The following is a 12,464-nucleotide window of genomic DNA, read 5'->3' as shown; positions in this document are numbered from 1 at the left end:
TATGGCGCGATGATGGCCTTCGCGGTCGAAGGCGATCCCGACACTCAAAATCGGTTTGTTGCAAATCTGAAGGTAATTACCTCGGCGGTCTCGCTCGGTCACGACGAGAGCCTGATCGTGCACGTGGACGGCAGCGGCCGCGGCGGCTCGGATCGCTATCCGCCCAACTTCCAGAAGTACGGGCATCTGCGGCTCTCGATCGGTCTTGAAGATCCAGAGGACCTCATCGCAGACATCGAAAGCGCCCTCGATGAAACGTTCGCTCAGGCCTGACGGCGGTCGAACGCAATTTCGAATGCGCTGTGAATTGCTTGTCGCGAGCAATTCACGCCTTCGGAATTGGCCGCGCTTCAGAGCCGATAGCAGTTCCGGCAACGCAGTGTTTGCAATTGGATTATCTGTGAGATGTGAGACCAGGACGGCAGCAGGTTGAGCAAAATGCTTAGCTCTTTGGTCGATTTGCATCGTTCCGGCTGAAGGCGGCTTCGGGCAGCTTTCGGGCGGAAGTTCGGTCATCACATTAGGGTCTGCCAATCGAAGCAAGGAGTAGCCTATGCGCATGTATCAAGTCGATGCTTTCACCGACCGGCTTTTTTCAGGAAACCCCGCCGCCGTTCTTATCCTGGAGGGCTGGCTTTCGGACGACCTGATGCTTGCGATCGCACGGGAAAATAACCTGGCTGAAACAGCCTTTGCCAAAGCGCGGCCCGATGGAGAATGGGATTTACGTTGGTTTGCACCCGCCCATGAGGTCGATTTCTGCGGTCACGCTACCCTTGCAACTGCACATGTATTGCTGACCTATGCCAAGGCCGACGCGCCACTTGTCTTTCACACACACGTTGGTGAACTCCGGGTCTCGAGGGCCCAGCATGGATACCGACTGGATATTCCTCGCCTGGCGCCAGAAACTTTGGACGCGCTGCCGGAGGAAATCGCAGGTGCTTTTGAAACTCCGCCAGTCCACATCTTTCGCAACTTCGAGAACATCTTTGCCGATCTTGGCAGTGCGGATGCTGTACGCAACTTCGTTCCCGACCTCGCTGCGATTGCGCTCCTCGGCCCTGTAGGCCTGGTTGTGACGGGGCAGGAGGCCGAGAGCGCGAAGGCACACTTCGTGTCCCGCTACTTCGCGCCAGGTGCAGGTATACCCGAAGACCCGGTTACGGGGTCGATCCATGCCACACTTGTTCCCTATTGGGCGAAGCGGTTGGGTTGCGACAAGCTCTTAGCTTATCAGGCGTCGGCCCGTGGGGGTTGGCTCGTCTGCGAATTGACTAAAGATCGTGTTTTCCTGAGTGGGAATGCTGTGACCTTCATGGAGGCGGAAATTTCTATTCCCAATGCTGCTTAATGCAAGGCTGTTGATCTGGCGTCAGACGTGTTCTGTCCGAAGCAGCCCGGGCGCATGAAAAAGCTGGGGGTCTCGTCGGCTCGCCGAGCGTCTCGAAGCCGAACTCGGCCCCAAGCAGGCGACGTTCGCGAGCGGATGCCAGGCCGAATGGAACAAGATGCCGATCCCCGGACCGCCCGTGACGATCGGCATCGGTGGCGGCTACGTGCGCAGTTAGACCAACAGACCGACCAATTTCGAGGGGATCGTCGGCAAATCCGTGCCCGAGGATGGGGCGGCACGGCGCTTTGGCTTTGTGGCCGGGCACGACGAAAAGCCAAGGCGCCGTTTACACGAGCTGTTGGTCAATCCGGGCATCGCGATGAACCAGGAGGTGACCTTCATGTCGGATGGCGCCTGCAATCTGCGAGACCTCCAATATTACATGCGCCCCAACGCGGAGCACGTTCTCGACTATTTCCACATTGCCATGCGCATCACAGTGCTCCAACAGATGGCGCGCGGCCTACCGCCGCCGCTCACCGCTGCAGCGCCCGCCGCCGTTGCGACCCTCGAAAGCGTGAAACACCACCTTTGGCACGGCAACGTCGGTCGGGCGCTCATCCTCGTTGAGGACTTCACCGACGGGTTTGATCTCATCGCCGATCCGCCGCCAGAGGTGCGCAAGCTGCGCCGGTATCCGTCGGATTCAGCCGCTACATCGACAACAACGCCGATCTGATCCCGAACTTCACAGAGCGGCACCACTATGGAGAGGTGGTTTCGACCGCCTTCGCCGAGTCAACTGTCGATCAGGTGATCGCCAAGCGTTTCGCCAAGAAACAACAGATGCAATGGACTCCGCGCGGCGTTCATCTCCTCATCCAGCTGCGAACGCGCGTACTCGACGGCACTCCCTGCTGCCGCTCGAACTCAGTGATTGCCGCGGCGGCCCCTCCCGCCTCTGTCGAGCGACGCATGCCCTCAAATGGGCATCGGAGGCGAACAGCGTTTCCCTCCGGCGGCAAAGAACAGCATCCGATACTTTATCGTCTACAAAATTGATAGACATAATAAACAGCGAAAGTAGAAAGCCATTTCCAAATTGGAGCAAGACGAGGATGGTAGCTGTGGAGAGATTTTCGAGAAGAAGGTTTGGCGCCCTCGTGGCCGCTTTTGCGGTGACCTTGGTCGCTTCTTCCTCGCCTTTCGGGGCTCAGGCGGGTAGTTCAGACGCGGGTAAACTGCCGACCGAAATCCCGGAGGGCACCGTGCTGCGCATCGGCGATCCCGAGACGCAAAGGGCGCTGGAACTCTCGGGTCTGATCGATCAACTGCCGTTCAAGGTCGAGTGGGCCAATATCAGCGGTGGTCCACAGACAATCGAAGCTTTTCGCGCCAATGCGTTGGACGTTGGATCGGTCGCCGACATTCCGCCCATCCACGCGACCTGGACCGGGCTCAAGGTCAAGATCATTGCCGCGAAGTTCCGCAAGGATCCGCTTGCGCACCCGATTTATCAACTCGGCATTGCACCCGGCGTCGAGGTCAGGACGCTCGCGGACTTGCGCGGCAAACGGATTGCTTTCAGCCCGGGTCAGGCGCAGGGCGCGCTGGTGCTGAGGGTGCTGCAGGCCGCCGGCCTGAAAAAGGAGGATGTCAATCTCATCGAACTGCCCAGCAACGGCGATGCCTATCCGGTGGCACTTGCCAGCAAGCAAGTCGATGTCGCGCCGATCTGGGGCGTCCTCATCAAGCACTATCTGCACCAGTATGGTGCCGACGGCGCTACCACCATCCCGCATGGCTTGCGCGACGATCCAGCCCACCTCTATGCCCCGCAGTCGGTGCTGGACGACCCGGCCAAAGCTGCCGCGCTCGGCGAGTATGTGCGCTACTGGGCACTTGCGACCCGATGGGTGGAGGAGCATCCGAAAGAGTGGATCCAAGGCTACTATGTCGCCACCCAGGGCCTCGACAGCGAAGATGGCCAGTATCTCGTCAATGCCGATGGCCAGTTCGACATCCCGCTCGACTGGAACGACGTGATCGCGCGCCAGCAGGCGACGATCGATCTCCTGGACCGGGAACTGAACAGGCCCCCGATCAAGGCCGAGGATCTTTTCGACAGGCGCTTCGAGAAGATCGCCACAAATGCGCTGAACGCGTCATGACGCCCGTTTCTAAAGACTGGAGACGACGCAGATGAACGCATTCTCACACCCCGCCGCGGTTGCGCCCACCATTGGGTATGCATCTGATGAAAGGGCGTTGATCCCGCCCGCCGTAAAGCCCCGCAAGACCGGGACGAGGCGCCGCCTGGCGCTTGGGCGTGCGATCCCGTTTGGCGCGCTGATTGGGCCCGCACTTCTTCTTGTGGTCTGGTCCATCGGCAGTGTCGCCGGCCTGATCGATCCAAGAACGCTGCCGGCGCCTTGGTCGGTTGTCGGCACCGCCGTCGATCTTATCGCAGAAGGCAAGCTTCAGGGTCATCTGATGACGTCTGCCTGGCGGGCGGCGCAGGGGCTGGTGTTCGGCGTACTGATCGGGACCGTGCTTGCCCTCATTTCAGGGTTGTCCCGGCTTGGCGAGGCGATCATTGACGGTCCCGTTCAGATCAAGCGGGCGATCCCGACGCTCGCCCTGATCCCGTTACTGATGCTGTGGTTCGGCATAGGCGAGGGAATGAAAGTGACGACGATCGCGCTGGCTGTCCTGATCCCGATCTATATCCAGACCCACAGCAGCTTGCGCAGCATAGATAGCCGCTACGTCGAATTGGCCCAGACCTTGCGAATGGGCTATGGCGAATTCATCCGCGAGGTCATCCTGCCAGGCGCCCTGCCCGGCTTCTTCCTGGGCCTGCGTTTCGCGGTGACCTATGCTTGGCTGTCCCTGGTGGTGGTCGAACAGGTCAATGCCACGAGCGGCATCGGCTATATGATCGATCTCGCACGCAACTACGGCCAGACCGACATCGTCATCGTCGGCCTCGTCCTCTACGCCCTGCTCGGTCTCGCCTCAGACGGCATCGTCAGCTTCTTCCAGGAAAGGTCGCTGTCATGGCGTCGCACCTTGGCGGATTGAGCGGCGCGCCCGTCGTGCGGGTCGAAAGCCTTATCAGAAGCTTCGGGCTACGAACTATTCTCGACGGGCTCAGCCTCGACATCGACAAGGGGGAGTTCGTCGCCCTTCTCGGCCGGAGCGGATCGGGCAAGAGTACGTTGTTGCGCGCGCTCGCGGATCTCGACGACAAAGTTTCCGGGTCCGGCCGGCTCGAAACGCCCGATAAGAAATCGGTGGTGTTCCAGGATGCCCGACTGTTGCCATGGAAACGAGTGCTGGAGAATGTGATGCTTGGGCTCAACCTACCGGACGCAGCCAAACGCGGACGGGCAGCTCTTGAAGAAGTTGGCCTGGGCGGCCGTGAGAACGCTTGGCCGGTCGAGCTCTCTGGTGGCGAGCAGCAGCGGGTGGCATTGGCGCGCTCGCTGGTCCGTGATCCCGAACTGCTGCTGGCGGACGAGCCGTTCGGCGCACTCGACGCGCTGACCCGCCTGCGCATGCACGATCTGCTGCGTCAGCTTTGTGCCCGTCACCAACCGGCGGTCCTATTGGTCACCCATGACGTTGACGAAGCCGTGACGCTGGCGGACCGGGTTTTGGTTCTCGACAAGGGCGGGATCGTCGCCGACATCGCAATCGATATCCCAACGCCACGCGATCATGGCGATCGCCGGTTCGGCGAGGTTCGCTCCGAACTTCTGCGTCATCTCGGCGTCGAGACGAAGCCTGTGCTGCCGGTCTGACCGGTCGAAAACCTGTCGCTCAGAGTCACCACCCAAGAGGACCCACATATGCCCGCCGAATCACGACAGTTGAAGCTCAATCTTTTCATCTATCCTGGCGGCCATCATGAAGCCGGCTGGCGCTACAAGGATTCCGCCCCTGAGAGAGTGCTGGACATCGCTTATTATCAGGAACTGGCGAAAAAGGCCGAGGCGAGCAAGTTCGACGCGCTGTTCTTTGCCGATGGGCCGGCGCTCGCCGACAACATCCGTTACGCAAGCCGCTTCAGGCTTGAGCCGCTGACCTGGATTTCGGCGCTTGCCGCCGTGACGCAACGCATCGGCTTCATCGCGACCGCCTCGACCACCTACAACGAACCCTATAACCTCGCCCGGCTGTTCGCTTCGGTCGATCATCTGAGCGGCGGGCGCGCCGGTTGGAACATCGTCACGACGGGTGATGCGTCCGCCGCGTTGAATTTCGGCTTTGACCGACATCCAACCCATGCCGACCGTTACGAGCGCGCCGGCGAATTCGTTGATGTGGTGACCAAGCTCTGGGACAGTTGGGAGGACGACGCGCTCGTCTCGGACCGGGACTCTGGAATTTTTGCCGACACTGACAAGATCCACTCAATCAATCACATCGGCAAATATCATCGGGTGAAGGGCCCGCTCACGCTTCCGCGCTCACCACAGGGCCGTCCGGTCTACGTCCAGGCGGGTTCATCGGAAGACGGACGATCATTCGCAAGCCGCTATGCCGAGGCGATATTTACAGCCCATCAGACACTCGGCAACGCGCAGGAATTTTACGCTGATATCAAAGCGCGCGTGAAGTCGGTTGGCCGCAACCCTGATCACGTCAAGGTCTTGCCCGGCATCAGTCCCTTCATCGGTTCAACCGCGGCGGAAGCTCGGGCACTGCATGACGAGTTCAATGAGCTGACGCAGCCGGAATACTCTCTTCACCAGCTACGCCGCATCGTAGACGCCGACCTTTCCGGCTACGATCTAGACGGGCCATTTCCGCGCGAGCTCATCCGCGTTGAGGGCGAGCGCGGCGCAAGCAGCCGCTTCCACGTCGTACTTGACATCATTGAGCGCGAGAATCCAACCATCCGCCAGTTGCTGCACCGCCTCGCCGGGGCGCGCGGGCATTGGGTCCAGGCCGGGACACCCGAACAGATCGCCGACAAAATCCAGGAATGGTTCGACAATGGTGCCGCGGACGGCTTCAATATCATGCCGCCCTATCTACAGGGCGGGTTCGACATATTCGCCGAGGAGGTGGTGCCGATCTTGCGCAGGCGCGGACTTTTCCGGCACGACTATGACGGGGCAACGCTACGGGACCATTTCGGTCTGCCGCGTCCGCAAAATACATTCAGCGGACTGCAAAGGGCGACCGCTTGATGCATCATGAAGACCGAAGACCTGTTGTTTCCTTTTTCGGGGTTCGCTGAAAAGTCTTCAGCCTCAGCATGAGGGTCTGAGCCGTCTTGTGGTCCTTCGTTGCCATTGCCCGCAATGCGCGGCGCGCGGTCACAGCATCAAGGCCTTGGCGCCAGCCGCGTCGCCGACAGGAAGGGCAGGCGAGTACCGAACCTCGTCAGGGTGAGGTCGAAACCGACGACAGGATCAAACGGCAGTACGGGCCGCGTCCTCAGAATTTCGGTTCGATCGCTGCGACGCGCCGGCCTTTCCACATTGTCGCCAACCGCCGGGCAATACACGTACCGGACCGCGCCATCCCTATGATACCATGCTATATGGCCACTGGCTCGACATCGCGTCCTCGGCACCTGCCGGAAAAGGGGTTTCCAGCCTACGCGTACTTGCCGGGCAGGCATCCGCATCCCGTCCGCGATCCCGCTGGACATAGCTATCGTGTCGAGCCGATGCCGGTCACCGCAGATGCGTCGCTTGGCTCAGATCCATTCCTCTGGGGCCTCGACCTCTTCAATCATGGTTATTACTGGGAAGCACATGAGGCTTGGGAAGGTCTCTGGCAGGTTGCGGACCGAGGCGGCCCTTCTCGCGTGTTCTTTAAAGCATTGATCCTGTTGTCGGCAGCCGGCGTGAAGATACGTGAGGGCAAAACTGCTGCAGCGGTGCGCCACTCTCAGCGCGCCGCAATGCTGTTTCGTCGATTGAACGGCCCGTCGGAACATATTGTCGAAAACGCGCTTGGCCTCCCGCCAGCAATTCTCGCCGACTATGCCGAAGCAGCAACAAGGGTCCCCGCTGCGTTGCGGGACGTGCCACTTGGTCGGCCTCAACCGGTGTTTGATTTCGTCCTCGGCTCGTAAGCGGCAAAGATACTGGCGCAGTGAACTCAATTCTGTTCCAGTCTGCCATTTATGCGACTTTTCGAGGTCAAAGCATTAACGCCGCTCAGCACCGCCGTGCGTTTTTTGCGAATTTCGTTGAAGGGCAGAATTCGGCCAAGCTGTCCGGCGGCTTTTGAAGCTGGTAGGCACATTTCTGCCGCCCGTCCGCGACTAAGTGTCGACTAGCGCGGCGGTGAAGTTGGCGGCGTCGCCTGATCTGACCGTGATGAACGGAACAGAGAGCCGTGCGGCATAGTCCCTGGCAATGCTAACGACTCGTTCCTGATAGTTCGCAAGGTTCTCCGCTGTCCGGGCTGGCCTGGAACGGCCTGTATCTGACTGTCGGCGCCTCGCGATTTCGAATGGGTCATCGACAATCACCACGATCGCTGTCAGATGGAGCGCCTCAATCACCTCAAACGGAATATCCACCAGGCCTTCGTCAGTATCGATGACGTTGTGGCCATCGAACACAATGTCGCGGCTTTCGCGCAAGCGCAGCGCCGCAAAGGCTGCAATTAGAAATGCCTGATTATCGACAACATTGCCGGTTCGGAGTTCTTCGCTTCCGACGGGCCGAGCCAACTGGCCAGATTTGGCTTCAGCCATTAGGGCACTGGCGGAGGCGCGGATGATGTCGTGCTGTTCGGCCAGTTGGCCAATAAGCCGAGACTTGCCTACGCCCGAGATGCCGAACACTGCGGTGATCCGCATTTCAATCCTCCAGTTCGAACACTCTGACGCCATAGCCCGAAAGTTTTTAGGGGAATTCGCTGACAGGCTGTTTGGTGTTCGTTGTCGCTAAGCTAGACTTTCTTCCTAAGATAGGAATAGCAATGAATTTCCAGTTTCAGGACACGGCCGCCGGCATCGAGGAATGCCTTCAACAGCTACGCACCCAGCTTGCTCAGGAGTATCCTGATATCCCTTCCGTCGCTCGACGCCGTTTCGTGATGGCTGCTCATCTGGCCACCAAAGTTCTGCGGCGCGAGAAGTGCACGACCATCCGCTTCGACAAGAATGCGGTTGAATATCCTGCGGGCTCGATTCTGCCGCTTTATGCGCTCGAAGAGGGCCAGCACCACGGCGAAGCCCGGTGCATGGCCGATCTTGCCCTGCACGGCGTTCGATATGAGCAGGTTGACGATTTGACCGAAGATGACGCTCTGGCCGATGGGTTTAATTCGAAAGAAGAACTCATCGACACGCTTGAGTCATTCTATGGCCAACTGGCTCCGGCGGACGTCGTCTGCATCTACAATTTCAGCCTGATCCAGATGGGCCCCCACCGGAACGCCCACATCAGGCACGCAACCGCCGAGATGCTATCCGTCTAGAATTTGAACCCGAGGTTCAGCATAGGCTTGAGGTTTTTGTAAGCGGTCGAGCTCAGCTTCGTGACCGATTGTGGCCAGGCATTGATCACGTTCTCCGAATTCAGGAACCCTCGATCGAGAGTCGGTTCTAGATGTCCGATCAAAAGAAAGTCTATGACCTTGAGCGGCTTGGTGACCCAAGCGCCTAGCTCGGCATCAGTGAAGACCGAGCGTTTTGCGGTCCAGCGGCGGAGTTCGTGCACATCCGAAGTAATCCGGACTGATTCAACGACCCCTAAGCTGGTCAGCGATTGAGAGCCATAGCCAGTCGATTTGGTCATGTAGAAAAAGATCAGGTCGCCAGGCTCCATCTGGTTGGATGGCGTGTTGCAGATATAGACCTTCTTGACGGTATTGCCGGGCTTTGCGCCGACGCCTGTGGTGCCGGCAGGGGGCGCCGTGACCTCCGGAAATAGCTTAGCATGATAGCCAGGCTTAATCGGAATGACGAACTTGCTTACCACCGCGTCATCGCAGAAGCGTGGATAGTGCTCACGAGCGGCCTCAAGGGCAGTTTGCCCTGCCGCTCGTTTCAGGGCTCCGCGCTTGACAACTTTTTCATAGATCTGCTCGCCATTGGGCATGTCGAGCGTGTGCCTGAAACCGTATTCCTCTATCAGCCGGATCAGTGCTTCCTGCTTGGGATAGACAGTCAGATACGTAAGGTCATAGCGATTGCGCTGCACATGCCATAGCACTTGTTTGAGCAACTGCTCGCCGATCTTAAACCCATGGTGGCCGTCGGCTACCTTAAAAGTGCAGATTTTTAGAATCTTCGGGCCAAGATTCCTAGTTCCCGCCTCAGCATGGGTTTCATTCTTGCGTATAACGAGGCCAGCTAGGTCGGCTCCGTCCATGACGACCCAGCAATCGCGATGTTCTTTTTCACATTTGGAGGTCCACTCGGCAAACTTCTTCCTGCCATAGTCAGCGGCTAGGGTGGTGAAGATCGGGTCTTCGAAATTGACGTTATACGCTTTGACGTCTTGGACCGTGGGCAAGAAGACCCTTTCGACTCCGTACAAGCGCTTAAGCCAAACAAGAGCTTCTGCCACGGTCAGCACTTGGTTGCTCAGGTTGACCAGCTTTGCCCGACGGTGCAGGCGGTCGTCCTCGGTAATGAAGACGTCCACGATCCCCTTGTCGACCGCGTGAAGCATTTTTGCGTCGCAGACGTCATTGGCTTTCTTGAGCGGGCCGTAGAGCTTGGCAAGCTTGGCCTCAGGCGGCGACAGGACGTTTTCGAGCTGCTGGAATTTTCTGACCTTGCTGAGTGTGACCTTGCGCCGCGCGGCATCGTTGTCCCGCTTGATGTCCTCTATGGAAGCCGGGTGTACGAAGACCCCTATGCTGTGCTCACTGCACTGCCGGATAAGGTCGGAAAACTGCTCGCTGACCTCCTTGTTGTCTTCGAGATGAATGATGATGTTCGTGTCGAGCAGGATTTTCATGTCAGCTACCAAGAACGAGCTGACGGAAGCGATCGTCAGCATAGGCAAAGGATTGGGGAGGTGTGAAATCGAGCCTTTCCTTCAGCACCGCTAACGGAATGGCCTCTTCGAGCGGGGTCGGCTTGATCAAATGGATTACAAACCCGCTGGAACGCTCTGCATAATATTCGTCAAAGTCTCCCCGCTTGATGCCTGCGACTGATTGGTACAATTCCCAGATTCGCTCGACCGGATGCTGTTCCACAGTCGAAATCGTTGCATAGCCAATGACGGCTTGAATCGGCACCGTCGCATAAACGTATATGCGGGCGCCGGTGACCGTCCCATAAGGAAAACGACGCCGCAATTCGACCGTCTTTGTTCCCATGACGATCGGCACCGCGTATTCCGGTTTGATGCTGAGCACGAAATCGTGCCGGAAAAGGTCAAGCGTAGACATGAAACGGCTTTCAGTTTTTTTGCAAAACTTGCGGGTGATTGTGCTGGCATGCCCTGCCTGTGATGTCGAGTCTGAAGCCGACCCCGTAGCTCAACCCGCTGGGGCAGTGCGCTATCAAGTTGTTGGAAGATATTGGGAAGCATATCGGCCACTGAGCGAGGCATGCATGGTTTCGGGCGAGTTGGAATGCGTGTCGTCGCGGCTGGAATCGCAGGCGCTGCCAATTGTCCGACGTTGATATAACGGAGCAGTAGGCCACCCCGACGCTGCAACTGTGGCGTTCAGAATTATCTGTCGTTGTCCGGAATTAAGCGGGACTTCGGAGTCAACCCGAGACGGTTGCAGCGTGGCAGGCATGTCTCACGCGAGCCCGCCCGCTGGCGGCCCATGGAATCCGCAGAGAGGTGCGAGGGGGACTCACTCGATAAGGGTTACCAAACCTGTCGCTGTGGGTTACCAATCCGCCTGTTGGGGTGCCTTAGGTTCCCAATCGAGGTCGCAATAAGCTCAATGAAAACAGCTCATTAGCCCCAGTTGGGAATTGATTGTCGTTGGGCCACATTGGTAACCTGTTGTACGAAAGGCATTGGGAACCTCTTCGGGCGAAAGCGGCTGGATATCAGCCACTTAGCAGTCCGGCCGACGACAGATAATTCTGGACTCGGAGTTTCACCGACGACAGATAATTCTGGACGGCATACCACACTGCCAATTATGCGTCTTTCAGAGTATAAATGGCGAACGGCGATTGGGCGGCTGGCTGGCGTAGTGGTGGCGGGCAAACGTTTAGCCGCTGGGCGACCTTCTCCCTGCAGGCATTGGGTTCAAGCCGGTAGTTCAGCTCAACCAATTTGTCGCGGTTTCGATTTGAACGCCCATACGGGATTCTTATTCTGCGCTTTTGCGAGATGATCCGAAATTGCCTTGCGGACCGCGCCGGAAAACAGCGCGAGGCGTACGGCATCTGCGACCAGGGTGTCCCGCAACGTTTTTGGCAGCTCGATCTGCACGCCCGCTTGGCCTTTTCCGCGGTTGCAGATGTTGTTCTTGTGCTCGCCGGCAAGGCGATGGCCGGACGTGATGGCCTTGAAGCCCACGTTTTCTAGAGCCAGCGCAGTTGCGTCGCGCAACTCTTTGCCCAGGCCGCCGAGCCAAATCGTCTCTGCGTCGTCGCCGTCCGCGCGTCCGTGCATGCCGATGGCGATCTGGGCTTTGGTGACCAGCTGAACACATCGGTCTTCGTCAAAATATTCGGATCCGATATGCAGCTCGCGATGCGGTCGTTCCGCCTTGAGTCCTTCAAACAGGTAGAGCGAGAAATCATCTCCCGCAACTGCAGTGGCCAGTTGAGACGTGCCGTACTCAATCCAGCCGCCATGCGGCGCGACGATCGCTACCGCCGAAGCTCGATCCAGAACCGAGAAATTGTAGTCGACACCCTGCTTCTTATGGGCTGCCAGATCGGCGAATGATATGTATTCGTCGTCCTTCGGCTTCTGGTCGATGCGTGGAGATCGTTTCATTGCTGCCCCGTGTCTATTTTATCGCCCACCGCGAGAACGACGGCCACCAGCCCGATCTGCAACGGCCCTTTTGACATCCGTTTCCGGCCCAAGCCACCTATGTGGGGGATAACGCATGTGCCGCATGTGGAACTTGTCCCGCATTGAAGGTCAAGGATGTAAAGGTCCGACGAACGTCTGCTGCGACGCAAAGAAGTGACGCGGGCATCTAGAACAAGAAC

General features: G+C 58.4%; 13 protein-coding genes. 9 read left to right on the top strand and 4 right to left on the bottom strand.

What is annotated here, in order from left to right; all coding sequences use genetic code 11:
• The 8 genes from D3227_RS30010 to D3227_RS29975 form a co-directional block, all read left to right on the top strand.
• On the top strand, window positions 1-273 hold a 273-nt coding region (locus D3227_RS30010), incomplete at its 5' end, for a PLP-dependent transferase (RefSeq protein WP_208646480.1).
• A gap of 280 nt (window positions 274-553) precedes the next feature.
• Complete coding sequence (locus D3227_RS30005) at window positions 554-1,354, top strand: PhzF family phenazine biosynthesis protein (protein ID WP_120017832.1); 801 nt, start codon at window positions 554-556, stop codon at window positions 1,352-1,354.
• Between the two features lie 361 nt (window positions 1,355-1,715).
• The gene (locus D3227_RS30000; protein ID WP_147377716.1) at window positions 1,716-2,075 is read left to right on the top strand and encodes a hypothetical protein; all 360 of its coding nucleotides are present in this window, start codon (window positions 1,716-1,718) and stop codon (window positions 2,073-2,075) included.
• A gap of 379 nt (window positions 2,076-2,454) precedes the next feature.
• Window positions 2,455-3,507: an ABC transporter substrate-binding protein gene (locus tag D3227_RS29995; protein WP_120017830.1), complete on the top strand. Its 1,053-nt coding sequence runs from the start codon at window positions 2,455-2,457 to the stop codon at window positions 3,505-3,507.
• A gap of 31 nt (window positions 3,508-3,538) precedes the next feature.
• Window positions 3,539-4,420: an ABC transporter permease gene (locus tag D3227_RS29990; RefSeq protein ID WP_095204548.1), complete on the top strand. Its 882-nt coding sequence runs from the start codon at window positions 3,539-3,541 to the stop codon at window positions 4,418-4,420.
• On the top strand, window positions 4,396-5,142 hold the full coding sequence (locus tag D3227_RS29985) for an ABC transporter ATP-binding protein (protein WP_120017829.1): 747 nt from the start codon (window positions 4,396-4,398) through the stop codon (window positions 5,140-5,142). Before D3227_RS29990 ends, D3227_RS29985 begins: the two co-directional genes overlap by 25 nt.
• 48 nt (window positions 5,143-5,190) lie before the next feature.
• Window positions 5,191-6,537 carry an LLM class flavin-dependent oxidoreductase gene (locus D3227_RS29980; protein WP_120017828.1) on the top strand — a complete coding sequence of 449 codons (1,347 nt, stop codon included), beginning with the start codon at window positions 5,191-5,193 and terminating at the stop codon, window positions 6,535-6,537.
• 485 nt (window positions 6,538-7,022) lie between these two features.
• The gene (locus D3227_RS29975) at window positions 7,023-7,433 is read left to right on the top strand and encodes a DUF309 domain-containing protein (RefSeq protein WP_245451927.1); all 411 of its coding nucleotides are present in this window, start codon (window positions 7,023-7,025) and stop codon (window positions 7,431-7,433) included.
• Window positions 7,434-7,625: 192 nt separating this feature from the next.
• Here D3227_RS29975 and D3227_RS29970 read toward each other — a convergent pair whose 3' ends face one another.
• Window positions 7,626-8,168 (bottom strand): ATP-binding protein, encoded by a 543-nt coding sequence (locus D3227_RS29970; RefSeq protein WP_167480912.1) that lies wholly within the window; start codon window positions 8,166-8,168, stop codon window positions 7,626-7,628.
• 122 nt (window positions 8,169-8,290) lie between these two features.
• On the opposite strand from D3227_RS29970, the gene D3227_RS29965 reads away from it, so the two are divergent.
• On the top strand, window positions 8,291-8,791 hold the full coding sequence (locus tag D3227_RS29965; RefSeq protein WP_120017825.1) for an ASCH domain-containing protein: 501 nt from the start codon (window positions 8,291-8,293) through the stop codon (window positions 8,789-8,791).
• Here D3227_RS29965 and D3227_RS29960 read toward each other — a convergent pair.
• The 3 genes from D3227_RS29960 to D3227_RS29950 form a co-directional block, all read right to left on the bottom strand.
• A complete protein-coding gene (locus D3227_RS29960; RefSeq protein WP_167480911.1) occupies window positions 8,788-10,281 on the bottom strand; it encodes a GNAT family N-acetyltransferase in 1,494 nt (497 codons plus the stop codon). The two genes, D3227_RS29965 and D3227_RS29960, sit on opposite strands and share 4 nt — an antisense overlap.
• 1 nt (window position 10,282) lies before the next feature.
• A complete protein-coding gene (locus D3227_RS29955) occupies window positions 10,283-10,720 on the bottom strand; it encodes an ASCH domain-containing protein (protein WP_120017823.1) in 438 nt (145 codons plus the stop codon).
• 842 nt (window positions 10,721-11,562) lie between these two features.
• The gene (locus D3227_RS29950; protein ID WP_120017822.1) at window positions 11,563-12,243 is read right to left on the bottom strand and encodes a poly-gamma-glutamate hydrolase family protein; all 681 of its coding nucleotides are present in this window, start codon (window positions 12,241-12,243) and stop codon (window positions 11,563-11,565) included.
• Window positions 12,244-12,464 lie beyond the last annotated feature (221 nt).

The organism is Mesorhizobium waimense (genome assembly GCF_003601975.1).
Taxonomy (GTDB): Bacteria; Pseudomonadota; Alphaproteobacteria; order Rhizobiales; family Rhizobiaceae; genus Mesorhizobium; species Mesorhizobium waimense.
This window is presented reverse-complemented; position numbering and strand designations above follow the sequence as displayed.